Source organism: Phenylobacterium sp. (assembly GCF_028290885.1).
Lineage (GTDB): Bacteria > Pseudomonadota > Alphaproteobacteria > Caulobacterales > Caulobacteraceae > Phenylobacterium.
This window is the reverse complement of record NZ_JAQGIZ010000186.1, coordinates 1-25,347: the sequence shown is the minus strand read 5'-3', so window position 1 is coordinate 25,347 and position 25,347 is coordinate 1. Positions and strand designations below refer to the sequence as shown.

General features: G+C 69.1%; 26 protein-coding genes and 1 pseudogene. 16 read left to right on the top strand and 11 right to left on the bottom strand.

Annotated elements, in window-relative coordinates; translation table 11 throughout:
• Positions 1 to 70: 70 nt before the first annotated feature.
• Positions 71 to 409 (bottom strand): hypothetical protein, encoded by a 339-nt coding sequence (locus JWP28_RS12615; protein ID WP_299543351.1) that lies wholly within the window; start codon positions 407 to 409, stop codon positions 71 to 73.
• A 560-nt stretch (positions 410 to 969) separates the two neighbouring features.
• Between JWP28_RS12615 and JWP28_RS12610 the strand changes: the two genes are divergently transcribed.
• Entirely contained in the window at positions 970 to 1,245 is a 276-nt protein-coding gene (locus JWP28_RS12610; protein WP_299543350.1) for a hypothetical protein, read from the top strand.
• A 138-nt stretch (positions 1,246 to 1,383) separates the two neighbouring features.
• On the opposite strand, the gene JWP28_RS12605 is transcribed toward JWP28_RS12610, so the two are convergent.
• The gene (locus tag JWP28_RS12605; protein ID WP_299543348.1) at positions 1,384 to 1,770 is read right to left on the bottom strand and encodes a hypothetical protein; all 387 of its coding nucleotides are present in this window, start codon (positions 1,768 to 1,770) and stop codon (positions 1,384 to 1,386) included.
• Positions 1,771 to 1,987: 217 nt separating this feature from the next.
• Positions 1,988 to 3,481 (bottom strand): NAD(P)/FAD-dependent oxidoreductase, encoded by a 1,494-nt coding sequence (locus JWP28_RS12600; RefSeq protein ID WP_299543347.1) that lies wholly within the window; start codon positions 3,479 to 3,481, stop codon positions 1,988 to 1,990.
• Positions 3,482 to 3,842: 361 nt separating this feature from the next.
• Between JWP28_RS12600 and JWP28_RS12595 the strand changes: the two genes are divergently transcribed.
• Both JWP28_RS12595 and JWP28_RS12590 read left to right on the top strand, forming a co-directional pair.
• Positions 3,843 to 5,093 (top strand): EAL domain-containing protein, encoded by a 1,251-nt coding sequence (locus JWP28_RS12595; RefSeq protein ID WP_299543345.1) that lies wholly within the window; start codon positions 3,843 to 3,845, stop codon positions 5,091 to 5,093.
• A 42-nt stretch (positions 5,094 to 5,135) separates the two neighbouring features.
• The gene (locus JWP28_RS12590; protein WP_299543343.1) at positions 5,136 to 6,953 is read left to right on the top strand and encodes a DUF885 family protein; all 1,818 of its coding nucleotides are present in this window, start codon (positions 5,136 to 5,138) and stop codon (positions 6,951 to 6,953) included.
• Positions 6,954 to 6,958: 5 nt separating this feature from the next.
• Here JWP28_RS12590 and JWP28_RS12585 read toward each other — a convergent pair whose 3' ends face one another.
• Positions 6,959 to 7,399, bottom strand: a complete 441-nt coding sequence (locus tag JWP28_RS12585) for a hypothetical protein (protein ID WP_299543341.1) — start codon at positions 7,397 to 7,399, stop codon at positions 6,959 to 6,961.
• A 120-nt stretch (positions 7,400 to 7,519) separates the two neighbouring features.
• Here JWP28_RS12585 and JWP28_RS12580 point away from each other — a divergent pair, with 120 nt between their 5' ends.
• The 7 genes from JWP28_RS12580 to JWP28_RS12550 all read left to right on the top strand — a co-directional run bounded on the left by JWP28_RS12580 (position 7,520) and on the right by JWP28_RS12550 (position 14,861).
• Positions 7,520 to 8,383, top strand: a complete 864-nt coding sequence (locus JWP28_RS12580; RefSeq protein ID WP_299543340.1) for a TIGR01459 family HAD-type hydrolase — start codon at positions 7,520 to 7,522, stop codon at positions 8,381 to 8,383.
• Positions 8,384 to 8,433: 50 nt separating this feature from the next.
• Positions 8,434 to 8,868, top strand: coding sequence for a MaoC family dehydratase (locus JWP28_RS12575; RefSeq protein ID WP_299543338.1), 435 nt, complete (start codon positions 8,434 to 8,436; stop codon positions 8,866 to 8,868).
• The gene (locus JWP28_RS12570; protein WP_299543335.1) at positions 8,865 to 9,815 is read left to right on the top strand and encodes a bifunctional riboflavin kinase/FAD synthetase; all 951 of its coding nucleotides are present in this window, start codon (positions 8,865 to 8,867) and stop codon (positions 9,813 to 9,815) included. Before JWP28_RS12575 ends, JWP28_RS12570 begins: the two co-directional genes overlap by 4 nt.
• Before the next feature lie 108 nt (positions 9,816 to 9,923).
• Entirely contained in the window at positions 9,924 to 10,523 is a 600-nt protein-coding gene (locus tag JWP28_RS12565) for a hypothetical protein (RefSeq protein ID WP_299543334.1), read from the top strand.
• A 215-nt stretch (positions 10,524 to 10,738) separates the two neighbouring features.
• Positions 10,739 to 13,702, top strand: coding sequence for an isoleucine--tRNA ligase (ileS, locus tag JWP28_RS12560; protein ID WP_299543332.1), 2,964 nt, complete (start codon positions 10,739 to 10,741; stop codon positions 13,700 to 13,702).
• Positions 13,699 to 14,223: a signal peptidase II gene (gene lspA / locus JWP28_RS12555; protein ID WP_299543330.1), complete on the top strand. Its 525-nt coding sequence runs from the start codon at positions 13,699 to 13,701 to the stop codon at positions 14,221 to 14,223. Before ileS ends, lspA begins: the two co-directional genes overlap by 4 nt.
• Before the next feature lie 80 nt (positions 14,224 to 14,303).
• The gene (locus tag JWP28_RS12550) at positions 14,304 to 14,861 is read left to right on the top strand and encodes a DUF3035 domain-containing protein (RefSeq protein WP_299543328.1); all 558 of its coding nucleotides are present in this window, start codon (positions 14,304 to 14,306) and stop codon (positions 14,859 to 14,861) included.
• Positions 14,862 to 14,993: 132 nt separating this feature from the next.
• Here the strand turns inward: JWP28_RS12550 and JWP28_RS12545 are convergent, their stop codons facing one another.
• Together JWP28_RS12545 and JWP28_RS12540 are read right to left on the bottom strand one after the other, a co-directional pair.
• Entirely contained in the window at positions 14,994 to 15,191 is a 198-nt protein-coding gene (locus tag JWP28_RS12545; protein ID WP_299543373.1) for a helix-turn-helix transcriptional regulator, read from the bottom strand.
• 29 nt (positions 15,192 to 15,220) lie between these two features.
• Positions 15,221 to 15,637, bottom strand: a complete 417-nt coding sequence (locus JWP28_RS12540) for a hypothetical protein (RefSeq protein ID WP_299543327.1) — start codon at positions 15,635 to 15,637, stop codon at positions 15,221 to 15,223.
• 129 nt (positions 15,638 to 15,766) lie between these two features.
• On the opposite strand from JWP28_RS12540, the gene JWP28_RS12535 reads away from it, so the two are divergent.
• On the top strand, positions 15,767 to 16,204 hold the full coding sequence (locus JWP28_RS12535) for a hypothetical protein (RefSeq protein WP_299543325.1): 438 nt from the start codon (positions 15,767 to 15,769) through the stop codon (positions 16,202 to 16,204).
• 1 nt (position 16,205) lies between these two features.
• Here JWP28_RS12535 and JWP28_RS12530 read toward each other — a convergent pair whose 3' ends face one another.
• Positions 16,206 to 17,186 (bottom strand): TraB/GumN family protein, encoded by a 981-nt coding sequence (locus JWP28_RS12530; protein WP_299543324.1) that lies wholly within the window; start codon positions 17,184 to 17,186, stop codon positions 16,206 to 16,208.
• Positions 17,187 to 17,235: 49 nt separating this feature from the next.
• Here JWP28_RS12530 and mutL point away from each other — a divergent pair, with 49 nt between their 5' ends.
• Together mutL and JWP28_RS12520 are read left to right on the top strand one after the other, a co-directional pair.
• Positions 17,236 to 19,086 carry a DNA mismatch repair endonuclease MutL gene (gene mutL / locus JWP28_RS12525; RefSeq protein WP_299543323.1) on the top strand — a complete coding sequence of 617 codons (1,851 nt, stop codon included), beginning with the start codon at positions 17,236 to 17,238 and terminating at the stop codon, positions 19,084 to 19,086.
• The gene (locus JWP28_RS12520) at positions 19,083 to 19,877 is read left to right on the top strand and encodes a class I SAM-dependent methyltransferase (RefSeq protein ID WP_299543322.1); all 795 of its coding nucleotides are present in this window, start codon (positions 19,083 to 19,085) and stop codon (positions 19,875 to 19,877) included. The genes mutL and JWP28_RS12520 overlap by 4 nt, the downstream gene beginning before the upstream one ends.
• Before the next feature lie 80 nt (positions 19,878 to 19,957).
• Here JWP28_RS12520 and JWP28_RS12515 read toward each other — a convergent pair whose 3' ends face one another.
• The 3 genes from JWP28_RS12515 to rsmD form a co-directional block, all read right to left on the bottom strand.
• Positions 19,958 to 20,782 (bottom strand): hypothetical protein, encoded by an 825-nt coding sequence (locus tag JWP28_RS12515; protein ID WP_299543320.1) that lies wholly within the window; start codon positions 20,780 to 20,782, stop codon positions 19,958 to 19,960.
• Between the two features lie 97 nt (positions 20,783 to 20,879).
• The gene (locus JWP28_RS12510; protein ID WP_299543318.1) at positions 20,880 to 21,854 is read right to left on the bottom strand and encodes a 2OG-Fe(II) oxygenase family protein; all 975 of its coding nucleotides are present in this window, start codon (positions 21,852 to 21,854) and stop codon (positions 20,880 to 20,882) included.
• Between the two features lie 66 nt (positions 21,855 to 21,920).
• A complete protein-coding gene (rsmD, locus tag JWP28_RS12505; protein ID WP_299543316.1) occupies positions 21,921 to 22,490 on the bottom strand; it encodes a 16S rRNA (guanine(966)-N(2))-methyltransferase RsmD in 570 nt (189 codons plus the stop codon).
• 81 nt (positions 22,491 to 22,571) lie between these two features.
• On the opposite strand from rsmD, the gene JWP28_RS12500 reads away from it, so the two are divergent.
• Positions 22,572 to 23,369 (top strand): enoyl-CoA hydratase/isomerase family protein, encoded by a 798-nt coding sequence (locus JWP28_RS12500; RefSeq protein WP_366143812.1) that lies wholly within the window; start codon positions 22,572 to 22,574, stop codon positions 23,367 to 23,369.
• A 274-nt stretch (positions 23,370 to 23,643) separates the two neighbouring features.
• Here the strand turns inward: JWP28_RS12500 and JWP28_RS20660 are convergent.
• Positions 23,644 to 24,297: pseudogene (locus JWP28_RS20660) on the bottom strand (pseudouridine synthase); the annotation flags it as partial.
• A 96-nt stretch (positions 24,298 to 24,393) separates the two neighbouring features.
• Here JWP28_RS20660 and tadA point away from each other — a divergent pair.
• Positions 24,394 to 24,864, top strand: a complete 471-nt coding sequence (gene tadA / locus JWP28_RS12490; protein ID WP_366143813.1) for a tRNA adenosine(34) deaminase TadA — start codon at positions 24,394 to 24,396, stop codon at positions 24,862 to 24,864.
• 70 nt (positions 24,865 to 24,934) lie between these two features.
• The coding region (locus JWP28_RS12485) for an SDR family NAD(P)-dependent oxidoreductase (RefSeq protein WP_299543314.1) at positions 24,935 to 25,347 on the top strand (413 nt) is incomplete at its 3' end.

Sequence of the window (25,347 nt, the reverse complement as noted above, 5' to 3'; positions counted from 1 at the left end):
ACGCCCAGGGCCAGAAAAGCAGACGCGGCGGACGGCAGGACGGGGTGGGGAGGAGATTTAATATTCCCTCTCATGGAAGCGGAGCCACAGTGCCTATCTCAAGGGGTTTCCATTCGGCTTCTCCGGAAATCGCGACGACCGTTAGTCTGGTCGGCGGTCCACCTCGCATCTTTACGGTGCGGCGCTCGAAACCGCTGATCGAGTTGATCGAACGGCTGACCTTGTCCCGGAGTGTAATCGTCACCTCGCCCGAAGGACTCCATGTAGCTTCTATGTCTACCGTTTCGTCGAGATCGAACGTCGACACGAAAACGCCGCCAGCCAAAGTGCTCTTTTCGCTGTGGTCCGCCTCCTCGGTGAGCAGTGGGACGAGCACCTTGGCCCCAGGCTTTGTGAACGCCTGAAACATCACCGTGTCCTCCGAGTTGGCTAATGATAGTCCAAACGTTGGACTTCTTCCGGCTCCCAAACGTCGAACTGTCAGCTTTGCTCGCACTGCGTTGGCACTACTCAGATGGTCCAGTTGCCACGTTGAGATGGAGTTATCGGGTGAGTCCTGGTCGAGCACGTAGGAACCGTTAGGGGCTGTGTTCATTGAGCTCGATTGCTCAGCTGCTGCCAAAAACGTGGGAGAGGCGAGAGTCGCCAACGCGACGCACAAGAAAGTTCGCTTCATTCTTTCTTTTCCACCCGAGACTGGCATTGGGCAGATTGCTGCGGTGACCCGCGCTCCATGTCCAGAGCTGGGCGAGCACACTGACATAACGTCCGAAACGGGGTGACATCCGGTCGTGAGTCATCTTGCCAGCAAGCGGACTCGTCGATTGGCCGGGTGGGGTGGGAAGCGGACATGATGGTGATAAGGTGCAACCCATGAGGGCCGAACGGAAGCCAGATCCCAGCCCCGCCGACATCGAGTGCGCCTGGATGAAGCCGCGTCCACAGCCAGTGGATGCACCCCCCGGCTACGTGCGTTCCATCTACCGCTGGCAGCGTACGAACTGGCGCTTCATGAAGGTCCTCATGGTGCTCTGGTTCGGAGTTGTCGGGCTGATCACCCTGTCGGCGGCAGTGGACGTGATCGCCGGATTGGGGTGGGGCTATCAAGCCAAGGACATCGGCGGCGGCCTCCTGATGATCGCGCTAGGCGGGCTGGCCATTCCCGTGTTCTGGGTCATCAAGACCCTGGTTGTTTCCATCACCCGCGGGATTTACGGGCCGGAGCCCGGCACCGACGAGACATAAGAGCAAGGTCCGCTACGGGTCGTCTCCCGCCAGAAGGCCCTGACCGAGAAGCGGACGTTCGCGCCTGCGCCACACCCAGGGCCAGAAAGCAGACGCGGCGGACGGCAGGAAGGGGTGGTTGGCGGACGTTCATTCGTGTCAGCTCCTGCGAGCGCGACGCCACCGGATATATGCATATCGCCAGGTCGGTGTGCCAAAATCTGGATCGTTCGAGTCCAGCAGCATCGGGTCGAACTTCTCTGGTAAAGGCTTGTTCTGAGATACCTTCTGGGCGACGACGCGAGCATCATCAGAAGGGGATCGCAGCAGATATTGCGCCACGATGACCCACGACAGCAGGGCCATGATGGCGGCAACTGCTAACAAAACCTCATAGGTGTTGCCATGTCTGGATAGATGTAGCGGCTCAACAATCCGTCGCGTCGCGTCGGGCCAAGCAATGCTCCCCGCCATCGCCAACGTGCAAACCGCCGCAACCATCGCAACACGAGTTGCGTCGCGGATTTTGAGGTCCTGATACTTCATGCAGGTCTTTCGAGGGAGAGCGGGAGTGTTGGAAGCTTAGCTTTCCGGCGCTGGAGTCCGCAATGGGTCGAAAACAGGCATTCGCGCTCGGTCGTGAAGCGGACGCGCGCTCCCAGCCGGCCTCGGGGATTGGCTTGGGAGTCAGGCGCGTATGGATCCCCGGCGCAAGGCCGGGGATGACGACCAGAAGAGGATGGATCGGTGGCCCCAGCCCCCGCTAAGCCGCCACCTTTTCCCGCGCCTTCACCTTCGCCGGCCTCGGATTCGAGAACTCCAGCGTCCCGTCCTCCAGCTTGGCATACTTCAGGCTCATCAGGTCCAGCGCGTAGTTCTGGTGCAGTTTCCAGGGGGCCTTGGAGCCCTGCTTGGGGAACTTCTCCATGGCCCGCTTGACGTAGCCGGAGGTGAAGTCGAGCCAGGGCTGGCGTTCGATGTCCGGGTCGTGGTTGCGCGGAGTGGCCTGGCGCAGGCCCGTTCGCGCCATGTGATTCAAGAGGCGACAAACGTACTCGCAGGTCAGGTCGCACTTCAGCGTCCACGAGGCGTTGGTGTAGCCGAACGCCGAGGCCAGGTTCGGCACATCCTCGTACATCATGCCCTTGTAGGAGAGCGTCTTGCCCGGATCGACGGCGCGGCCGTCGACGGTGATCGCAAGGCCGTTCATCACCTGCAGGTTCAGGCCGGTGGCGGTGACGATGATGTCGGCGGCAAGCTCGGCGCCGGACTTCAACCGGATGCCCCTTTCGGTGAAGGTCTCGACGTGGTCGGTGACCACGTCGGCGCGGCCGGCCTTGATCGCCTCGAAGAGGTCCGCGTCGGGCACCAGGCACAGCCGCTGGTCCCAGGGGTTGTAGCTGGGCGTGAAGTGCTTGCCGACGTCGTAGTCGGGACCGAGCTGGGCGCGGACCATGTCGATGATGTTCTTCTTCACCGCCTCCGGCTTGTTGCGCGCCAGGCGGAAGAACCACATGCCGAACAGCACGTTGCGCCAGCGGATCAGGCCGTAGGCGAGCATGGCCGGCAGCCATTTGCGCAGCCGGTTGGCCATGGCGTCCTCGGCGGGCCGGGAGACCACGTAGGTGGGCGAGCGCTGCAGCATGGTGACGTGGGCCGCGGTCTCGGCCATCGCCGGGACCAGGGTCACCGCCGTCGCGCCGGAGCCGATCACCACCACGCGCTTGCCGGCGTAGTCGAGGCGCTCCGGCCACTTCTGCGGATGGATGACTTCGCCCTTGAAGCGCTCGGCGCCCGGGAACTCCGGCGTGTAGCCCGCCTCGTAGCTGTAGTAGCCGCCGCAGAGGAACAGGAAGTTGGCGGTGATCCGCACGGTCTGGCCGTCGCTGCGCAGGGCCTCGACGGTCCAGGCGGCGTCCTGGCTCGACCAGGCGGCGGAGGTCACCTGATGGCCGTAGCGGATGTGCCGGTCGATGCCGTGGTCGCGGGCGGTGTCGCGCACGTACTTCAGGATCGACGGGCCGTCGGCGATCGCCTTGGCCTCGCGCCACGGCTTGAAGGCGTAGCCCAGGGTGTACATGTCGCTGTCGGAACGGATGCCGGGATAGCGGAACAGGTCCCAGGTGCCGCCGATGGCCTCGCGGCCTTCCAGGATCACGTAGCTGCGGCCGGGCGCGCTCGCCTGCAGGTGCCAGCCGGCGCCGATGCCTGACAGGCCCGCGCCCACGATCAGCACGTCGAAGTGTTCGTTCGCCATCGGATCTCCGCCGCGCTCTTAAGTAAACATTGATCACATATTTCGCCCGGAAACTCCACTCGCTCCTTCTCCCCTTGTGGGAGAAGGTGTCGACCGAAGGGCGACGGATGTGGGGTTTTGCTCCGCTATCGGCGCGATCCCACGCTCGGATCGGTTAGGGCTTTCGACCCCACATCCGACCTGCGGAGTTTATCCTCGGGTCGGCCTTCGGCCGAGCCCGGGGGCAGGCCACCTTCTCCCACAAGGGGAGAAGGACGCTCATCACAGAGCAGGCGCGCCGTCGCCGCGCGACCGTTAATCTATTCGACTTCAAGAGGCGCCGTGTCGGATACTCAACCTCAGTGATTCGGATGGCGGGACCATGCGTCGGCTCACCCTTGGGCTCCTCTGCGCAACCTATCTCTGCCTGTCGCTGATCGTCGCGCTCACGCTGTGGCGGAACGGCGGCGGCTGGGGCGCCGGCGTGGCCGCGCTGGTGGGCGGGCTCGGGCTGTGCTTCGCCTTCCACGGCCTGATCGCACGCGCCCTGGAGACCGGCGCGATCAGGAGCGACATCGAGACGGTGCGCGAGGCGCACGCCATCCTGCTTACCCAGGTCGAGGCGCTCGACGCCCGGCTCGGCGAGGTGCTGGAGACCGTCAACGACGACGCCCACCGCTCCGAGGTGCTGCTGGACGAGGTCCACATGCTGGAGGACCTGGTGCAGCGCATGCAGCATCGGCTGGACGAGCAGGGCGAGGCGCCGGCGTTCCCCGCCCGCCTGGGCGGTAACGCCCACCAGTCGAACGGCCTCCTGGAAACCGTCCGCGAGGCGCTCACCGAGAACCGCGTCGACCTCTACCTGCAGCCGGTCGTGGCCCTGCCGCAGCGCCGCACCCAGTTCTACGAGAGCTTCTCGCGGCTGCGCGACGAGACCGGCCGGGTGATGATGCCGGCCGAGTACCTGGCGGTCGCCGAGCCCGGCGGGCTGATCACCGCCATCGACAACCTCCTGCTGTTCCGCTGCGTGCAGATCGTGCGGCGCCTCGCCAAGCAGGAGCGCAAGATCGGCATCTTCTGCAACGTCTCGATGGCGAGCCTGGCCGACGAGAGCTTCTTCCCGCAGTTCCTCGACCTGCTCACCGCCAACCGCGACCTTTCCGGGGCGCTGATCTTCGAGATCGGCCAGGCGGCGTTCGACGCGCGCGGCTCGGTGGAGGCGCGCAACATGGGCAAGCTCGCCGACCTCGGCTTCCGCTTCAGCCTCGACAAGGTCACCGACCTCGACCTCGATCTGCAGGACCTCGCCCGCTCCGACGTGAAGTTCCTCAAGATCGGCGCGCAGATGCTGCTGGAGGAACTGACCGAGATCGACGGCCGCCTGGTGCTGCGCTCGCTCCCCGACCTCGCCGCCGAGGACTTCACCACGCTCACCCGCCGCTACGGCGTCGAGGTGGTCGCCGAAAAGGTGGAGGCCGAGAAGCAGGTGGTCGACATCCTGGAGCTCAACATCGGCTTCGGCCAGGGCCACCTGTTCGGCGAGCCCCGCGCCATCAAGGAAGCCGTGCTGAGCGAGGCCGGCCCGCCCCCGGCGCTGGCCCGCGAGCCCTTCCCCCGCCGGGCCTTCGGTTAGACTCAAACCCCAGAACGCCAGTCACGGCGTCGGAGCACGCTCATGCTTGATCGCCGTCAACTGCTGTCCGCCGGAACTGCGGCCGCCGCGCTCGCCTTCGCACCGGGAGCCAAGGCCGCGTCCGGAGAATCGGCCCGGCTGACGGCGCTGCTCGACGCCATCTTCCAGGAAGGCCTGGAGCGGCAGCCGGAGAACGCCACCGAGCTCGGCCTCGACAAGGGCGCCAATGCGCCGCTGAAAGCCCGGCTGGAGGACGTCTCCGCGGCGGGCATGGCCGCCGAGCGGGCCGCCAACCTGAGCGTCATCCGGCGGCTGAAAGGCATCGACCGCGCCAAGCTCAGCGGCATGGACGCGGTCAACTACGACACGGTGCTCTATGTGGCCGAGACCACCCAGCCGCTGCTCGACCTCGACCTGGGCGGGCGCGACGGCTTTTCGCCGTCCTGCTACGTGCTGTCGCCGATCGCCGGCGCCTACCAGCGGATGCCGAACTTCCTCGACGAGAAGCACACCGTCGCCACGGCGGCGGACGCCGACGCCTATCTGGCGCGCCTCGACGGCTTCGCCACCGCCCTCGACCAGAACACCGAGCGCTTCCATCACGACGCCGGCAAGGGCGTGGTTCCGCCGGATTTCCTGCTGGACACCACCCTGGGCCAGCTCGCGGCGCTGCGGACCACCGGCGCCAATTCCGACCTCGTGAAGTCCCTCGACCGCCGCGCGCGGGCCAAGGGGCTGGGCGAGGCCTATGGCCGGAAAGCGGCCCAGCTCTATGACGCCAAGATCGGCCCCGCCCTGGATCGGCAGATCGCCGCGCTGAAGCAGGTCCGGCCGGCCGCGGTCCATGACGCCGGCGTCTGGCGCTTCAAGGACGGCCCGGCCTTCTACGCGGCCAACCTGAAGTACACGACCACCACCGACATGACACCGGAGGAGGTGCACAAGCTGGGCCTCGACCAGGCGCAGGAATATGGGGCGCGCCTCGACGTGCTGTTGCGCAAGCAGGGGCTGACCCAGGGCACGGTGGGCCAGCGCATCCAGCAGCTCTACAAGGACCCCAGCTACTACTTCCCGAACACCGACCCGGGCCGCGCCCAGCTGCTCGCCTACCTGCAGGACCGGCTGGTGCAGGTGAAGGCGCGGCTGCCCACCATGTTCCACCGCCTGCCGACCCAGGCGATCGAGGCCAAGCGCGTGCCGCCGGCCACCCAGGACGGCTCGCCGCTGGCCTATTCCGAAAGCGCGCCGCTCGACCGCTCGCGGCCCGGCTGCATCTATTTCAACCTGAAGGACACGGCCGAGTGTCCGAAGTGGAACCTGCCCTCGACCCTCTATCACGAGGGCCTGCCGGGCCATCAGCTGCAGGGCGGCCTGGCGCAGGAGAGCCAGGGCATCCCGATGCTGCGCAAGAACATGTACTTTTCGGCCTACGGCGAAGGATGGGCGCTCTACGCCGAGCAGCTCGCCCAGGAGCTCGGCATGTACGAGGACGATCCGCTGGGCGAGATCGGCTGGCGCAAGGCCCAGATCTTCCGCGCCGGCCGCTGCGTGGTCGACACCGGCATGCATTCCATGCGCTGGAGCCGCGAGCGGGCCATCGAATATCTGATGGGGCTGGACGGCGACGCCGAGGGCTCGACCACGCGGGAGGTGCACCGCTATTGCGCCATCCCCGCCCAGGCCTGCAGCTACAAGATCGGCCACACCTTCTGGAACCAGCAGCGGGACCGGGCGAAGGCGGCGCTGGGACCCAGGTTCGACCCCAAGGCCTTCCACGACGCAGGCCTCATGTCAGGCGCCATGCCGCTCGATGTGCTGGCCTCGGCGATCGGCGGCTACATCGCCTCGGCCAAGGCCTGATCCGGTCAGGCGTCCCGGCACATTCCGCCGATCACCTGCCAACCGGACACCGTCCGGATCCAGGAGTGCGTGAAGGCGCGCACACGCCGCTTCAGCGAGCCGTCAGGCTGCGGCGCCTGATCCGTCGCGCGGTAGTAGACGACGATGAGGTCGCGACCGCCGGTCGCTGCGCGCTGGTCCAGGTCCGGACTATCCGGTCCCATCTTCAACGTGCTGACCGAAATCCAGGACTTCGGTCTGGGCGCATCCTGGCCACAGGGCCAGCCGATGAATTCCTCGTGGAAGAGGCTTCGGTAGGCGGTGTCGTCGTGCGCGGCCACTGCCGACCAGTAGCGCCCCTCCAAGGCCCACACCGCCGCGACGTCGCCGGACGCCGCCGCAGCCGACACGGACCCCGCGGGCCACAGCGCGGCCGCGCAGGCCAAGGTCGCAACGAAATTGCGCATGATCCATCGCCCCCGATTGCGCCCGTGCGCAGGATCCTAGCACGGGGCCGTCTGGCCCACGAGCACGACGGCTCGCCAAACGCCGTTGACCGCGGAAGGCGACCCCGCTACCGCCGCCCGATGACCGCTCCGAAGCTTGCCGCCGGCCTCTCCCAGCTCTCAGCCGACTACGACACCCTGCTCTGCGACGTCTGGGGGGTGATCCACAACGGACGCGAGAGCTTCCCCGCGGCCTGCGCGGCGCTGGCGCGGTATCGGGCCCAGCGGGGGCCGGTGATCCTGATCTCCAACTCGCCGCGTCCGGCCGGCCCGGTGATCGAGCAGCTGGACGGCCTGGGCGTGCCGCGCGAGGCCTGGAGCCAAATCGTCACCTCCGGCGACGCCACGCGGCTGCTGCTGGCCGAGCGCGCGCCGGGGCCCGCCTGGCTGATCGGCCCGGACCGCGATGCGCCGCTTTACGAGGGCCTGGGGATCGAGGCCTCGGACCTGGACCACGCCCGCTTCATCTCGGTGACCGGCCCCTACGACGACGAGAACGACGAGCCCGCCGACTACCGCGACCGTTTCTGCGCCGCCATCGAGCGGGACCTGGAACTCATCTGCGCCAACCCGGACATTGTCGTGCAGCGGGGCGACAAGCTGATCTACTGCGGCGGGGCGCTGGCCCAGCTCTACGAGAGCCTCGGCGGGCGGGTGACCATGGCCGGCAAGCCTTATCCGGCGATCTACGGCCTGTCGCTGGCGCAGGCCGAGGCCGCGCTCGGACGGCCGCTGGACGCCCGGCGGGTGCTCTGCATCGGCGACGGCCTGCCCACCGACATCCGCGGCGCCAATGCGCGCGGGCTGGACGTGCTGTTCGTGGCCAACGGCATCCACGGCGGCGAAACGGTGGGTCCGGAAGGCCTCAACGTCCCCGCCGTCGAGGACCTGCTGCGCCAGGAGGGCCTCTCCGCCACCTACGCCATCGCCGACCTGGTCTGGTGAGCCGGCGCGTTCGCCTTTAAGTGAAGCCGCGAAGCTAAGAGGATCGACTGGTGCTGGGGCTCTATTTCGACGAACTGAGCGTGGGACAGTCGGCGGAAACCACCCATGTGGTGGGCGCCGCCGACATCGAGGCCTTCGCCGCGGTCTCCGGCGACTTCAATCCGGTGCACATGGACGAGGCCTACGCCAGGACCACCACCTTTGGCGGGCGGATCGCGCACGGCATGCTGGCGGCGGCCTACATCTCGGCGGTGCTGGGCAATCACCTGCCCGGGCCGGGCGCGATCTACCTCTCGCAGTCCCTGCGTTTCCGCCGGCCGGTGAAGATCGGCGATCCGGTCACCGCGCGGGTGACGGTCAAGGCGCTGGACGCCGCCAAGGGCCACGCCACCTTCGAGACCGCCTGCCTGGTCGGCGGCAAGACGGCGGTCGACGGCGAGGCGCTGATCATGGTCCCTCGCAGGGGCGCACCCCCGAAATCATGAGGCGGCTTAGAGTCATCCGCGGCTGGAAGGACCTGCCGGCCGGCGACCGCGGGGCGGCTGTGGCCATGGGCAGCTTCGACGGCGTGCACCGCGGCCACCAGAAGGTGATCGCGCTCGCCGCCAAGGCCGCGGGCGAGCACGCCTGCCCGCTCGGGGTGATCACCTTCGATCCGCATCCGCGCGTCTATTTCCGCCCCGACGAGCCGGCCTTCCACCTGATGAAGCCCGACCAGCAGGCGCGCGCGCTGGAGGCGCTGGGCGTCGACGTGCTCTACGTCCTGCCGTTCAGCCCTGAGTTCGCCCATCTGACCGATCGGGAATTCGCCGCAGAGGTGCTGCACAAGGGCCTGGGCGCGCGCCACGTGGCGGTGGGCTTCGACATCACGTTCGGCTGGGGCCGCACGGGCAGTCCGGCCACCATGCAGGCCTATGGCCAGGAGATGGGCTTCGGCGTCTCGGTGGCCGGGCCGGTGGCAGACCGCTCCGGCGAGAAGTTCTCCTCGACCGCGGTGCGTGAGGCCCTGCGCAACGGCCATCCGGAAGCCGCGGCGAAGATCCTCGGCCGCCCCTTCGCCATCGAAGGCGCCGTGCAGCGCGGCCGCCAGCTCGGCCGCAAGCTGGGCTACCCCACGGCCAATGTGGCGCTGGACGACTATGTGATCCCGAAGTTCGGGGTCTACGCCACCCGCACCCGCCTGCCGGACGGGCGGCGGGTCCCCGGCGTCGCCAACCTCGGCATCAACCCGACCATCGAGGGGATCCGCGCGCCCCTGCTGGAGGTCTGGCTGTTCGACTTCGACGAGGACATCTACGACCAGGTGATCGAGACCGACCTGATCGCCTTCCTGCGCCCGGAGCTGAAGTTCGACAGCCTGGACACCATGACCACCCAGGTCATGAAGGACGCCACGGCCGCCCGGGACCTGCTGCTGCCCCCGCTGGACTGATCGCCGAAAGCAGAACCAGGCGCCCGAACGTGCGTTCTGTTCCTCGACGACCAGGCTTCGGAGCGGATCGAGGCGCCCGCAGCCGCACGCGTTCGAAGGACATCCGGAATGAAACCGCTCACATGGGCCGCCGCGGCGGCGTCAGGCCTGTTGACGCTCTCAGCCGCCGTCCCCGCCGACGCCTGGCCTGTGCCTTACGACGAGTTCTACGGGCCGGTGATCGAGTCGGAGCCGTACTACTTCTGGGGTAGTCGCCGGTACTGCTGGTACTTCGACGGCTGGCGGGGTCCGGGCTGGTACTGGTGCGGTTACGGCGCGCGCTATGGCTACGGCTGGGGCGGCGGATGGGGCTGGCACGGCTGGCGGTACGGCGGCCACCGCTATCGCTACGCTTATGGCGACGGCGGCTACGGCGGCTACGGTCGCTACGGTGGCTACAGCGGCTACGGTGGCGGCCATGGCGGCTACGGCGGCCACAGCGGCTACGGAGGCGGCGGTTTCCACGGCGGCGGAGGTCACGGCGGCGGCGGATGGGACCACGGCGGCGGCGGAGGTCACGGCGGCGGCGGTGGATGGAGCCACGGCGGCGGCGGAGGTCACGGCGGCGGCGGCGGATGGGGCCACGGCGGCGGAGGCGGACATGGGGGCGGCCATGGGGGTGGCGGCCACGAGGGCGGCGGTCACGGCGGCGGCGGTCACCATCACTGAGCCCGCCTGGGACGTACGCCAGCAAGCCGCGACGATCCACCCACTGCTGAAGCTTGGGTTCCGCGCGCCTCTCTGTTAGAGCCTCAGCCCCATGACTTCGGTTCGGACGAGCTTGCGAATTATCCGCCCGGCGTGACGCTGCCGGACGAGATCGTCTCCGCGCGCGCCGGGTCTGCCCCGCACCTCGAAACCTCCGGACCACGTTGGAAAGTCCCATGGCCGACGACGCCGACAAGCCTGCCGTTCACGCCCGCGAAGGCGGGGGGCGCGACTATCGCGAAACCGTCTCCCTCCCCGACACGCCGTTCCCCATGCGCGCAGGCCTGCCGCAGAAAGAGCCGCAGATCCTCGAGGCCTGGGCCAAGGCCGACCTCTACAACACCATGCGCAAGGCCCGGCAGCACGCCGGCGCGCCGCTGTTCGTGCTGCACGACGGGCCGCCCTACGCCAACGGCGCGATCCACATCGGCCACGCCCTGCAGAAGACCCTGAAGGACTTCGTCGTCCGCTCGCGGTTCCTGCTGGGCTTCGACGTCGACTACGTGCCGGGCTGGGACTGCCACGGCCTGCCGATCGAGTGGAAGGTCGAGGAGGAGCTGCGCGCCAAGGGCCGGCGCAAGGACGAGGTCTCCAGGGCCGAGTTCCGCGCCCGCTGCCGCGAGTACGCCGCGCACTGGATCGACGTCCAGATGCAGGGCTTCAAGCGCCTGGGCGTGATCGGCGACTGGGAGCACCGCTATTCGACCATGGACTACGGCAGCGAGGCCGCGATCGTGGCCGAGTTCCACAAGTTCGTGATGTCCGACCAGCTCTACCGCGGCTCGAAGCCGGTGATGTGGAGCCCGGTGGAACGCACCGCCCTGGCCGACGCCGAGGTCGAGTACCACGACCACGTCTCGCCCACGGTCTGGGTGAAGTTCCCGGTGGTCGAGGGCTCCGACGCGGCCCGCAACGCCAGCGTGGTCATCTGGACCACCACGCCCTGGACCATCCCGGCCAACCGGGCGGTCAGCTACAACCCCGACATCGCCTATGCGGTCTATCAGGTCGAGGCGATGGAGCAGGGTCTGGAGTTCGAACCCTGGGCCAAGGCGGGCGACCGGCTGGTCCTCGCCGAGAAGCTGGCCCCCGAGGTCATGGCGGCCGCAAAGGTCGCCGGGTTCAAGAAGGTCGAGGCCGTCGACTGCGAGGGCATGGTGCTGGAGCATCCGCTGGCCGCGCTCGACAGCGGCTACGGATTCCAGGTCCCGATGCTGGCCGGCGACCACGTCACCGACGACGCCGGCACGGGTTTCGTCCACACCGCGCCGGGCCACGGCGCCGACGACTACGCCGTCTGGCTGGCCCATGGTCATCGCGACATCCCCGAGACCGTCGATCCGGACGGCGCCTACTACCCGACGGTGCCGCTGTTCGCCGGCCTCAAGGTGCTGGAGACCGAGGGCAAGCATGCTGGTCGTTTTGGTCCCGCCAACGCAGCGGTGATGGACAAGCTGATCGAGGCCGGCCACCTCCTGGCCCGCGGCCGGCTGGCGCACTCCTATCCGCACTCCTGGCGTTCCAAGGCGCCGGTGATCTTCCGCAACACCCCGCAGTGGTTCATCCGCATGGACGAACCACTGGAGGACGCCGCTCACGCCGGTCGCACCCTGCGCGAGACGGCGCTGGAGGCGATCGAGGCGACGGCCTTCTACCCCGAGCCCGGCAGGAACCGCATCCGCGCCATGGTCGAGAGCCGCCCGGACTGGCTGATCAGCCGCCAGCGCGCCTGGGGCTCGCCGCTCGCGATGTTCGTGGACAGGGAAAGCGGCTATCCGCTGCACGACGCGGACGTCAACGGCCGGATCGTCGAGCTGATCCGCACCGAGGGCGCCGACGCCTGGTTCACCCGGCCGGCCTCCGACTTCCTCGGGCGCCTCGACCCTGAGCGCTACGAGAAGATCGAGGACATCCTCGACGTCTGGTTCGATTCAGGCTCGACCCACGCCTTCGTCCTGGAGGGCCGCCCCAACACCCATTGGCCCGCCGACCTCTACCTGGAGGGCTCCGACCAGCACCGCGGCTGGTTCCAGTCGAGCCTGCTGGAGAGCGCCGGCACACGGGGCCGCGCGCCCTATGACGCGATCCTCACCCATGGCTTCACCATGGATGAGAACGGCGAGAAGATGTCCAAGTCCAAGGGCAACACGGTCGACCCCGAGCAGGTGATCCGCGAGTCCGGCGCCCAGATCATCCGGCTGTGGGCGGCGATGATCGACTATTCGGACGACAGCCGCATCGGCAAGACGGTGCTGCAGACCACCTCGGACGCCTACCGCAAGCTGCGCAACACGGTGCGCTACCTGCTGGGCGCGCTGGCCGACTATTCGCCGGACGAAGCTGTGGAGCTGGCGGAGACGCCGCCGCTGGAGCGGTTCATCCTACATCGGCTCCGCGAACTCGATCAGTTCGTGCGCGCCTGCTACCAAGCCTACGAGTTCCAGCTAGTAACCAAGTCGCTGATCGAGTTCTGCCAGAACGAGCTATCGTCACTGTTCTTCGACATCCGGCGAGATGCTCTGTACTGCGACCAGCCAAGCAGCTTGCGCCGTCGTGCTGCGCGCATGGTGATGTCAGAGGTATTCGAGAGACTGACCGCTTGGCTCGGCCCGCTAATGCCGTTCACCATGGAGGAGGCGTGGATGACACGGTTCCCGGAAGGCGGCTCAAACTCCATGCGAGTCATCCCGGAGACTCCCGAAGCTTGGCTCAACGTGGACGAGGCCGTTCGTTGGGGAGACGTCCAGGCGGTGACCTCGGTGGTCACCGGGGCGCTGGAGGTCGAGCGCCGCGAGAAGCGCCTGGGCGCCGCGCTGGAGGCCGCGCCGAGGGTCTACATCGCCGACGCCGGGCTGATGGCGGCCTTCGACGGCCTGGACGCAGCCGAGGTGTTCCGCACTAGTCAGGCGACGCTGGTCGCAGGCGATGGTCCGGCCATCGCCTTCCGCCTGCCCGAGGTCCCCGGCGTCGCGGTCGAGCCGCTGCGCGCCGAGGGCCGCAAGTGCGCCCGCTCCTGGCGGATCCTGCCCGAGGTGGGCTCCGACCCGCGCTACCCCGATCTCTCCCTGCGCGACGCCGACGCCGTGGCCGCCTGGGACGCAACCCACGGCAAGGCCCGCACATCGGCAGGAATCGCATGACCGGGATCACCAAGCTCGGCTGGATGGCGCTCGTCCTGGCCGCCCTCATCGTGGTCGCGGACCAGGCGACGAAGGCCTGGATACTCACCGGCCTAGACCTGCCGCAGCTCGCGACCCTCAAGGTGGCGGGCCCCTTCTACCTGACCATGGTCTGGAACCCTGGGGTGAGCTTCGGCTTCCTGCAGGCCCAGCACGACCTGGTGCGCTGGGCGCTGGCGGCCTTCTCCATTGCGGTCGCGATCGTGCTGGCGGTCTGGGTGCGGCGGAGCGAGCGGCCGCTGTTCGCGGTGGCCGTCGGGATGGTGATGGGCGGCGCGGTCGGCAACGTCATCGACCGCATCCGTTTTGGGGCCGTGGCGGACTTCGTCGACGTCTCGCGGCTGCACTTCCCGTGGGTGTTCAACCTGGCCGACTCGGCGATCACGATCGGCATCTGCCTGCTGCTGCTCGACATGCTGCGCCAGGACAGCCGCGAGCGTTCGGAGCGGACCGCAAAAACCATGGGGGAAGATGCGGCTTGATGGAGCGTTGGCGGCGGCTTTGGTTTACGCTATCCACTCGTCCTTCGTGGCCGGGGGGCGATCGTGGGAGCTGTTAGTCTATGAGCGTCAACCGAGTGATCGTCGCCTCCGCCCTGATCGCGGCGGCAGGTCTCGCCGGGTGTCAGTCGACGCGCAATGCGCTCGGCATGACCAAGGTGACCCCCGACGAGTTCCGCGTGGTGACCAAGGCGCCGCTGGTGGTGCCGCCCGACTTCGCGCTGCGGCCGCCGGCCCCCGGCAAGCCGCGCCCGCAGGAGCTGCAGCCGGAAAGCGCCGCGCGCACCGCGCTGCTGGGCGCCCGCGAGGGCGAAGCCCGCTCCGACGGCGAGAAGCTGCTGGTCGCCAAGGCCGGCGCTGAAAGGGCCGACCCGCTGATCCGTTATGTGGTCGACGACGAATTCGGCGACGTGGCGCACAAGGAAAAGAGCTTCGCCGACAAGGTGATGTTCTGGCGCGCCGACAAGAAGGCCGCGGCCACTCCGGTCACGCCGGGCGCGGACACGGCGACGCCCGTCGACGCCGCGACGGAAGACGCCCGCATCGCGCAGCTCACCGGCGGCAAGACGGTGATCATCCAGCGCGAAGGCCAGCACAAGATCAAGCTTCCGGGGCTGTAGGCCACGCAGTTCCTCCCCTCTCGGGGGAGGGGGACCGCGAAACGGTGGAGGGGGTCACCCGCCGACTCTGCTGAGGACCCCCTCAGTCAGCTCCGCTGACAGCTCCCCCAACGGGGGAGCAACTGACTGATCTCACTCCTCCCACTGGAACACGTCGTCCAGCCGCGCCCCGAACACGTGGGCGATGCGGAAGGCGGCTTCGAGCGAGGGCGAGTACTTGCCGGCCTCGATGGCGGCGATGGTCTGGCGTGTCATGCCGATCTTCTCGGCGAGTTCGGATTGCGTCATCTCGCCGTGCTCAAACCGCAGCCGGCGAATCTGGTTGGCGATGGGAAGGCCCTGTTCCTTCTGGGCCAAATTCAGGCCCCGCGGCGGAACATGGCGATCTGCGCCACGGCGACCACGAGCGTCGCGATGACCACGTCCATTAGCGCGAAGTTCGCCAGGTCCAGGGCGGTATGGCCCAGGTGCACGGGGACAAAGAGGCCCAGCGCCAACACCACCAGCACATAGTAGCCGAGCGTGTGCGAGCGCCACTGGATCAGTATCTCGCGTTCGTCCCTCGGCACGCGCCCGTCCTTCGGAGTCGTCAGCGTCACCATGAGGTTCAGCGCCATTCGCAGGACGATGAGCCCGACCACGCACAGCAGCAGCAGATGCAGCGTCTGGAAGCCGCGTCCGCTGACCTGACCGGTCACGATCGCGCCGAAATAGACGCCGAAGCAGGCCAGCACGGTGACCACGGTGATCCAGGCGGACTTTTCGCGGAAGGACATGGCTTAGCCCCCAATGGAAAAGATCATTGACATGATGTATTGTTCATTTTACATCGTGTCAGTCTTTCTTGGCATGTGGTATCAGGCTCGGCGGGCGGCGACAACCGCCTTGCGAGTCCGGGGCCGGCCATGCCGAAGCCATGGAGCCGCCTCGTGAACCTGCAGCACCTCCCCCGCCTCGCCGCCGGCGTCTTCCTGGCCGCCCTCGTGCTGGGCCCCGCCGCCGCCGCGCCCCCGCCCGGGGCCAAGGGGGCCGCACCAACCGCGCCCGCGAACTTGCAGGGCAATGACCAGGCCTCCTGGATCGCCGACCCGCACATGCACGCCTTCTACGAGACGACGGTCGCGGCCTTCGCCAAGGGCCCGGCGAAGGTCGACGTCGACGCCTTCGAGCAGAAGTCCTTCGCCATCTTCCGCGAATTCGGAGCCTCGCGAGGCATGCGTCCGGAGGCGATGCAGGATCACCTGAAGCTCATTCCGCGCCAGGTCGTGCAGATCGTGAAGGAGGACCCCAAGGTCCTCGACAGCTACGACAATTTTGTCGCTGCGACCTTCGGGCCGCAGTAGCTCACGCCTCGCCCGGCGTCTTTACCGTGAACCCCTTGGCGCGGAGCTGGTCGAGCACCCCGCCCTGCGCCAGCAGGGGCCGCAGCGGCACGACCGCGATGGCGTGGCCGGGCGCCTTCAGGGCCTTCTCGATTTCGGCGACCTGATCGGCCTTCACGCGCGCCTCGAAGGTCTGCGCGCCCGGCACCAAGGCGATGCAGCGCTCATAGGTCCGCTCGTTGCCAAGCGCGCCCCGCACATCACCCTGCGCCCAGGCCCGCGCCGCGGCCTGGGTCACGCCGGGGCCGGCCTCGACCTGCGCCAGCACCTCGTCGAAACAGGCCCGCCCCGCCGCCTGCGGCGTGCGCAGGACCGCCCCCATCAAAGGCCCGATGTCATAGCTCTTCTGCGAGATCGGGACCTTCGCCCTGCCCGCCAGCAGCTTGATCAGCTTGGTGGGGTCGGAGTTGGTCAGGGCCGTGCGCTCGCGATAGTCGGTGGCGAGCCTGAGGCCCGCCGCCAATGGATTGCGCGTCGGGTAGTGGTCGGCGGGCTGGCCCAGCCGCTCGCGGGCGGCGACGAACCGCGCCTTGGCGGCCGGATCCAGCGTCGCCTCGAACGGCCCGCCGCCGCGCAGCCGCAGGAAGTTGAACGCCGCGCCGAAGGCCCCGGTCACCGTCACCTTCACATCCTGGAACGGCAGGATCACCAGGTTCGCGCCCGCCAACCGACGGTCGAACACCGCGCGGTCCCACTCCATGTGCTTGGGCGCCAGCGACGGGGCGCCCAGGACGTAGACCGTGGCCGCGCCATCGGAGACGGTCCACCAGGCCGGCCCCGGCAGGCGCCCGGTGACCACCAGCTCCTCGACCAGCACCGCGTCCGGATCGTTGGGGTCGGGCCTCGCAGGCGTGATCGGGACCTGGGCCACGGCCGGGGCCGCCAGGGCCGCCGCCAACACCAGCGCGAGCAGCGGCCGGCCGGCCCCATATCGCAGGCTCATCCGCCGCTCCGGAATCGTCCTATATTGGTCGTTCGCCGAAAGTCCCGCCATGCCGATCCGCCGCCTGCCGCCTGAAACCGTCAACCGCATCGCCGCCGGCGAGGTGGTGGAACGGCCGGCGAGCGCGGTCAAGGAGCTGGTGGAGAACGCGCTCGACGCCGGCGCGAGCCGCCTCGAGGTGCAGGCCGACGGCGGCGGCCTGACCCGCATCCTGGTGGCCGACGACGGCATGGGCCTCTCCGCCGAGGAGCTGCCGCTGGCCGTCGAGCGCCACGCGACCTCGAAGCTCGCCCCAGACGACGCCGGCGACTACGACCTGCTGCACATCGAGACCCTGGGCTTCCGCGGCGAGGCTCTGCCCTCCATCGGCTCGGTGGCGCGCCTGTCGATCGCCAGCCGGGCGCGCGGCCAGGCCGAGGCGCACGCGATCTTCGTGGAGGCCGGCGCAGTGGGCGCGGTCTCGCCGGCGGCCTTCCCCGATCCGCACGGCGCGCGCGTGGAGGTGCGCGACCTGTTCTACGCCACGCCAGCGCGGCTGAAGTTCATGAAGTCCGAACGGGCCGAGGCCATGGCCATCGCCGAGGAGATCAAGCGCCAGGCCATGGCCCACGAGGCCGTCGCCTTCGCCCTCGACCTCGACGGCCGCCGCACCCTGCGCCTGCCCGCCGAGTCCGCCGGGCCGGACGGCCGGCTCGCGCGCCTGTCGGCGATCATGGGCCGCGAGTTCTCAGAGAACGCCCTGGCGCTGGACCACGAGCGCGAGGGCGTGCGGCTGTCCGGCTTCGCAGGGCTGCCGACCTACAACCGCGGCAACGCCGCCCACCAGTACCTGTTCGTCAACGGCCGGCCGGTGCGCGACCGGCTGCTGCAGGGCGCGCTTCGGGCCGCCTACGCCGACTTCCTGGCCCGCGACCGGCATCCGCTGGCCGCCCTCTACGTCGAGATCGATACGGCCTACGTGGACGTCAACGTCCATCCGGCGAAGGCCGAGGTCAGGTTCCGCGATCCGGGCCTGGTCCGCGGCCTGATCATCGGCGGCCTGCGCCACGCCCTGGCGGGCGCCGGGCACCGGGCCTCGACCACCGTGGCCGGCGCCGCGCTCGGCGGCTTCCGGCCCGGCGGCTATACGCCCCCGCCGTCCGCCGCGGGCTATTCGGCCTGGCGCCAGGGCGGCTGGCAGCCGTCTGCGCTGGCCGCCGCCGTCCAGTCGATCCCCGGCCTCACCGAGGTCAGCGCCCGCGCCGAGCCCATGTGGGAGTCTATGGGGGAGCCCGGCGTCGCCGAGGAAGGCGCGCCCGCGCCGGTGTTCGATCCGGTGGACTATCCGCTGGGCGCCGCCCGCGCCCAGGTCCACGAGACCTACATCGTGGCCCAGACCCGCGACGGCGTGGTCATCGTCGACCAGCACGCCGCCCACGAGCGACTGGTCTACGAGCGCATGAAGCACGAGATGGCCGACGGCGGCGTCGTGCGCCAGGCGCTGCTGCTGCCGGAGGTCGTCGAGCTCGATCCGGCGGAAGCCGAGCGGGTGACGGCCAAGGCCGATGAGCTGGCGGCGCTAGGCCTGATGCTGGAGCCCTTCGGCCCGGGCGCCGTCCTGGTGCGCGAGACCCCGGCCTTGCTCGGCGAGACCAACGTCCAGGGCCTGGTCCGCGACATCGCCGACGACCTCGCCGAGAACGGCGAGACGCTGGCGCTGAAGGAGCGGCTGGCGGACGTCTGCTCGACCATGGCCTGCCACGGCTCGGTGCGCGCCGGCCGCAGGCTCACCGCCCCGGAGATGAACGCCCTGCTCCGCCAGATGGAAGCCACGCCGCACTCCGGCCAGTGCAACCATGGCCGACCGACCTATGTCGAACTCAAGCTCGCCGACATCGAGCGGCTGTTCGGACGCCGATGAGCGACGCGCCTTTCCAGGTTCGCCCAACCGATCCCGCGCCGGCGTCGTGCAAGCTCTGCGGCGGCGTGGCGCGGCTGTTCGGCGTGATTGACTTCAATCGGAACTGCGAGGAGATCCGCGGCAAGTTCCTTCCGCCGGCCGGGATCCCGATCCCCTACCGCCGCTGCGCCGCCTGCGGCCTCGTCTACACCGAAGCCTTCGACGACTGGTCCCACGCCGACTTCGAGACCCACATCTACGACGCCGGCTACAGCGAGGTGGATGCCGACTACGAAGAGGTCCGGCCGACGAACATGGCCGCCTTCGTCGCCCGCCTGTTCGCTGGGGCCAGGCACAGCCTCGACATCCTCGACTACGGCGGCGGCAACGGCGTCCTGGCCGCCCGGCTGAAGACGGCCGGCTTCCCCCTGGTGGAGACCTACGATCCCTTCCACCCCGCGCACCGCACGCGGCCCGACCGGCGGTTCGATCTGGTGACCTGCTTCGAGACCCTCGAGCACATGCCGGACCCGACCAGGGGCGCGGCCGACATCGCCGCCTTGCTGAAGCCGGACGGGCTGCTGCTCTTCTCGACCCTGGTCCAGCCCGCCGACTTCGACGCCCAGGGCATGCAGTGGTGGTACATCGGCCCGCGCAACGGCCACGTGACGCTGCACAGCCGCGCCTCGCTCACAGCCCTCTGGGCCGGCCAGGGCCTGCAGCTCGCCTCCTTCAACGACAACATGCACACGGCCTTCCGCACGCTGCCGCCCTTCGCGCAGCACCTGATGCCGTCGGCGGCGGCGTCCTGAGAAGGCGGTCCAGCGGTCGAACTGAAGCTCCCCGAAATCGAGCAGCTGTTCGGAAGGCGCTGGGTTGAAGACTCAATCCGTCAAAGTTCGAACCCCTTGACCGGGGGCCCGAGGGAACCGTCAGCGTGGCAGGCGCGGTCACGATCCATTGCGCGGATCTCTCCACGGCTAGCGGATAGGATCAGTTCGCTCTGAACTTCGCTGCCGTGGTCGCCGCAATTCCAAACAATGACCGGACCTGGGTGGCTGCTGCGCAAAAGGGCCTGCCAGGCCCGCAGGGGCATCATCAGCGGCTTATTGGGGTGTGCCGTCGAACTCAGGGCATGAAGACGCGGGCTGCCCACTGACACCCCAATGGCGGCGAATTGCAACTTGCCGCAAGGCATAGTGCCCACTTGGATCAAGAATTCAGTCGCTTCACCGTCGTGGTCATAGTCCGCAGGACGCATGATCTGTGGAGCTTGCCGGCGTTTGATTTCCGGAACCAGGCGGCCGTCGCCGCGCTCGCTGCGGTCGAAATCGCTGAGCTTGGCAGGCCACCGCTGAAGATACGCCTTGCCTGTTCCGACCTCGCCAGCAGGGTAGTCGAACTTCCCGAAGAGAGGGGCAAGCTTCATACGTTCGACCTCTTGGCCGCCCCGCACCCTCACCAGGGAAAGATTTCCCGACTCGCCGTAGGCCCAGCCTGAGCAGGGGCAAGTGATCGCCATATCCATCCCCTGTGGTCCGCACATGGTGGAAGGCTTGCCCGTCCAGACGAGCCGCCAAGTCTCGGGCACGCCTCGCACGATGACGGTGTGCTGCTCTCGCACGTACTGCCGATCGCCGACCGGCGCTGTGGCGGCGCGGGCATAGCCGACACAGAGGGTCGCGATCATGCCGAGCGCGATCAGTGGAAGACGCATGTTTGCCTCGCTTCAGCCGTAGGTGACCAGCCTAGCGACAATCCCTCCGCTGTTCGCTACTGAAGCTTACCGACATCGAGCGGCTATTCGGGCGGCGCTAGGCTAGGCGGTAGTCGCTGATCTGCACCTCGGAGCCATAGTCGGCGAAGTCGCCGTCGGCGCGGCGGCGGCGGAATTCGCTCCAGGAGATGTCGCGATAGCGCGCCGGGGCGTCGCTCCGGACCGTGGCCGGCAGCGGCGATATCACGGCGGAGTAGGCGGGGTTGAAGAAGAACGCCAGGCTCAACCTCTCCTCCGCCTCCATGGCCAGGACCCGGTGCAGAGGCGCCTGGTAGGCGTCGTTCGACCAGACCTGCGCCATGTCGCCGATGTTGACGATCAGGCCCCCCGGAACGGGGTCGACCGGCCGCCAGGCGCCGTCCTTCAGGACCTGCAGGCCTGGCCGCCCGTCGGTGAGCAGCACCGTGATGGCTCCGGCGTCGGTGTGGTGATGGATGCCCAGTCCCGCGGGCCGGTCGGACTCGCCGGCCAGCGGGTCGCGCGTGGGATAGTGGTTGAGCCTCAGGAAACTCGTGTGCGCGCCGGCGAATGCGTCGTCCAGCGCCCCGGGCTCGGCGCCCAGTCCCGTGGCGACCGGCCCCAGCAGGCGCAGGCAAAGGTCCTCACAGGCGGCGAAGTAGGCGCGGGCGACCGTCTTGAGCTCCGGCCGCCACGCCGGAAACGGCGTCTCGCCGAAGAACACGTCGCCCTCGACCCGCAGCGCCGCCACGTCCGGCCCGATGTCGAAGATCTCCTTCTTGTCGCGCCGGTTCTTGGTCAGCTCGCGATCGTAGTAGCCCCAGGGATTGTCGCGGCTGCGGGCGAGCGCCCGCTTGTCCTGGGCCGGCGCGGCGAAGAAGCCCCGCGCCTGCGCCATCGCCCCGGCCAGCAGTCCGGCGTCCAGCCCGTGCCCGACAAGGTGGAAGAAGCCCCACTCGGCGCAGGCCCGCGCCACCGCGTCCTCCACCTGCGCCGGCTCGCCCGCAAGATCGATGACCGGAACCGTCTCCGTCGCTGCGGCGCGCGCGTGCATCCTGGCCTCCGTCGATCGCCGGACTTCCACAATCAGGTAGTGCGAAGACCTTCCGACGCCAAAGCGTCAAGCGCCTTCGAACCGCAGGAAATGCACCCGGGCCGCGCCGTAGTCGCGGGCGTCCAGGGGCTCGAAGCCGGGGACGCTGACGTCGGGCTCGGCCGCGCCGCGCTCGAACACCATGATGGCCCCGGGCGCGAGCCAGCCGCCGGCGGCGAGCTTTTCGAGCGCGGTCTCGCCGAGCCCCTTGGCGTAGGGCGGGTCGAGGAAGGCGAGGCCGAAGGCGGGGCCGTCGGCGCCGGGGCGCACCCCAAGGTCGGTGGCGTCGCGGCGATGGACCCGGGTCTTGCCGAACAGGCCCATGGCCTCGACGTTCTCGCGGATCGCGCCACGCGCGGCCTCGTCGGTCTCCACGAACAGGCAGAAGGCCGCGCCCCGCGACAGGGCCTCGAACCCCAGAGCGCCGGAGCCGGCGAAGAGGTCGATGACCCGGACGTCGCGCACGCCGGGGGACCAGGCGGCATGCTCCAGGATGTTGAAGATCGCCTGGCGGGCGCGGTCGGAGGTCGGCCGCGTGGCGTCGCCGGCCGGCGCGGCCAGGCTCTTGCCGCGAAAGGCGCCCGAGACGATGCGCAAAGTGGGCCTCCTGCCGACGGGCGCTTGTCCCGCCCGCACCCCCGTTCCAAGGTTTCGCCACAACAATCAAGGGAGGCGGCCATGGGACTGGTGAGCGTGGAGCGCCGCGGCGGCGCGGCGATCGTGACCTACGCCAACCCGCCGATCGGCACCATGACGGCGGCGGGCGCCCAGGAGATGCTGGAGACCATCCGGCCGCTCGCCGAGGACGCGCAGGTGCGCTCGATCGTCATCACCGGCGGGATGCCGGGGATCTTCATCCGCCACTACGATGTGGGCGAGCTCTCCACCGCCAGCGATGCGGCGAAGGACGCGCCCCAGCCCCCGCCGCCCTCGCCGGGCGGCCGGCCAACGAGCGGCTTCCTCGCCCTGGTGGACCTGCTCGCCGAGGCGCCTAAGCCGGTGGTGGCGGCGATCAACGGGCTGTGCATGGGCGGCGGCTTCGAGCTCAGCCTCGCCTGCGACATCCGCATCGCCAGCCCGGGCGTCGAGGCCATCGGCTTGCCGGAGACGCGGGTCGGCATCTTCCCGGGTGGCGGCGGCACCCAGCGGCTGCCCCGCGTGGTGGGCGAGGCCAAGGCGCTGGAGATCGTCCTGCGGGGCCTGACGTTCGGCGCCGACGAGGCGCTGCGCATCGGCGCGATCCACGAGATCGACGCCCACCCAGTGGACCGGGCCCTGCAGATGGCTGCCGAGTGGGATCAGCGTGGGGCGGAGGGCATCGCCTTCGCCAAGCGGCTCACCCGCGCCGCCTTGGACCGCCCGATGGCGGAGGGCCTGGCGGACGAGCGCCGCTCCTTCGCGGCGGTGATGCGGACGGCTTCGGCCCGCGAGGGCCTGCGCTCGGCCCGGCCCCCCGCTTCGATCCAGGAGCTTTAGGGACGATCACCGCCTTGGGTTTCGGCTTCGCCCAGCCGGGCTTGTATTCCTTCTTCGGCGGCGGCTCGCCGGGGGAAGCCATGCGCGGACGCCGCTGCGGCTTGCCCGTGCGCCCCGGCTTGCCGGGGCGATCGATCTCCACGGCGCCACGTCTCGGCCCGGCAGCCACGGCCGCAGGCTTCTTCCACAGCGGCCGGTCGCCCTTGGGCAGGTTCTGCGGCGCGATGTGCTGGGCGAGCTGTTCGCGGATCACGCGCGGCCCCACCTCCTCCACTTCGCCCGGCAGCAGGGTCGCGAGCGCGAACGGGCCGTAGGAGAGCCGGATCAGGCGGTTGACCTTCAGGCCGAGCGCTTCCAGCACGCGGCGGACCTCGCGGTTCTTGCCCTCGGCCAGCACGACGGTGATCCACAGGTTAGCGCCCTGCGGCCCCTCCTTGGCCTTGTCGAGGGTGGCCTCGATGGCGCCGTAATGCACGCCCTCGACGGTGATCCCCTTCTTCAGGGTGTCGAGCTTCTCCTGGGTCACGCGGCCCCGCGCCCGGGCGCGGTAGCGGCGCACGATCCCGGTGGCCGGCATCTCCAGCGCACGCGCCAGGCCGCCGTCGTTGGTGAGCAGCAGCAGGCCCTCGGAATTGATGTCCAGCCGGCCCACCGAGATCAGTCGCGGCAGGCCCGGCGGCAGGGCCTCGAACACCGTAGGCCGCCCTTGCGGATCCTTGTGGCTGGTCACCAGGTCGACGGGCTTGTGGTAGCGGAAGAGGCGCGCGGGCTCGGCCTCGGTGATCACCGCGCCATCGACCGTCAGGATGTCGCCGGCCTCGACCTTCACCGCCGGCGTGGTCAGCACCTTGCCGTTCAGCGCCACCCGGCCGGCCTCGATCAGCCGCTCCACCTCGCGGCGCGAGGCGACGCCGGCGCGGGCCAGCATCTTGGCCACGCGGTCGCCCCCAGCCTCATGGGCGCTCTCTGGAGCGCCCTGCGATTGCGGCGTGCGGGCTTGACCGGAAGGGCGGCCACCGGTTCGGTGCGGATCGTGGACCATGACCATCGCACCATGCGCATCGCCCTCGAAGCCGCGCAAGCCGCCGCCGAGCGCGGCGAGACCCCGGTGGGCGCCGTGGTCCTCGACCCGGCGTCCGGGGAGATCATCGCAGTCGGGTCCAACGGCCCCATCGGGTCGCGCGATCCGACCGCGCACGCCGAGATCGTGGCGATGCGCGAGGCGGCCCGGAAGCTTGGCAACTACCGGCTGACCGGCCTCACCCTGGTGGTGACCCTGGAGCCCTGCGCCATGTGCGCCGGCGCGATCAGCCACGCCCGCATCGGCCGGCTGGTGTTCGGCGCCGAGGACCCCAAGGGCGGGGCGGTGGTGCATGGGCCGAGGTTCTTCGAGCAGCCCACCTGTCATTCCCGACCCGCCGTCACGGGCGGGGTGCTGGCCGACGAGAGCTCGGCGCTCCTGAAGGGCTTCTTCCAGGCGCGCCGCCAACGCTGACCGCTTGCCAACCAGCCAACTGCGGTCGGAAGATGCTCCCATAAATTCAAGAACACATTGGGAGGTCGACATGGCGGGTTTGCTGGACGGCAAGGTTGCGATCATCACCGGCGCGGCCAACGGCCTTGGCGAGGCTTACGCCAAGCTGTTCGCCAAGGAGGGCGCCTCGGTCGTGGTCAACGACCTTGGCGGGGCCCGCGACGGGACCGGGGCGGACGTCTCCGCCGCCCAGAAGGTGGTCAACGCCATCGAGGCCGCGGGCGGCAAGGCTGTGGCCAACGGCGACGACGTCTCCACGCTCCAGGGCGGCGAGAACATCCTGAAGGCGGCGCTCGACAACTTCGGCCGCGTCGACGTCCTGGTCTGCAACGCCGGCATCCTGCGCGACAAGACCTTCGCCAACACCTCCGAGGCCGACTGGGACGCGGTGATCAAGGTGCACCTGAAGGGGACCTACTGCACCGCCCTGCCGGTCTGGAAGTG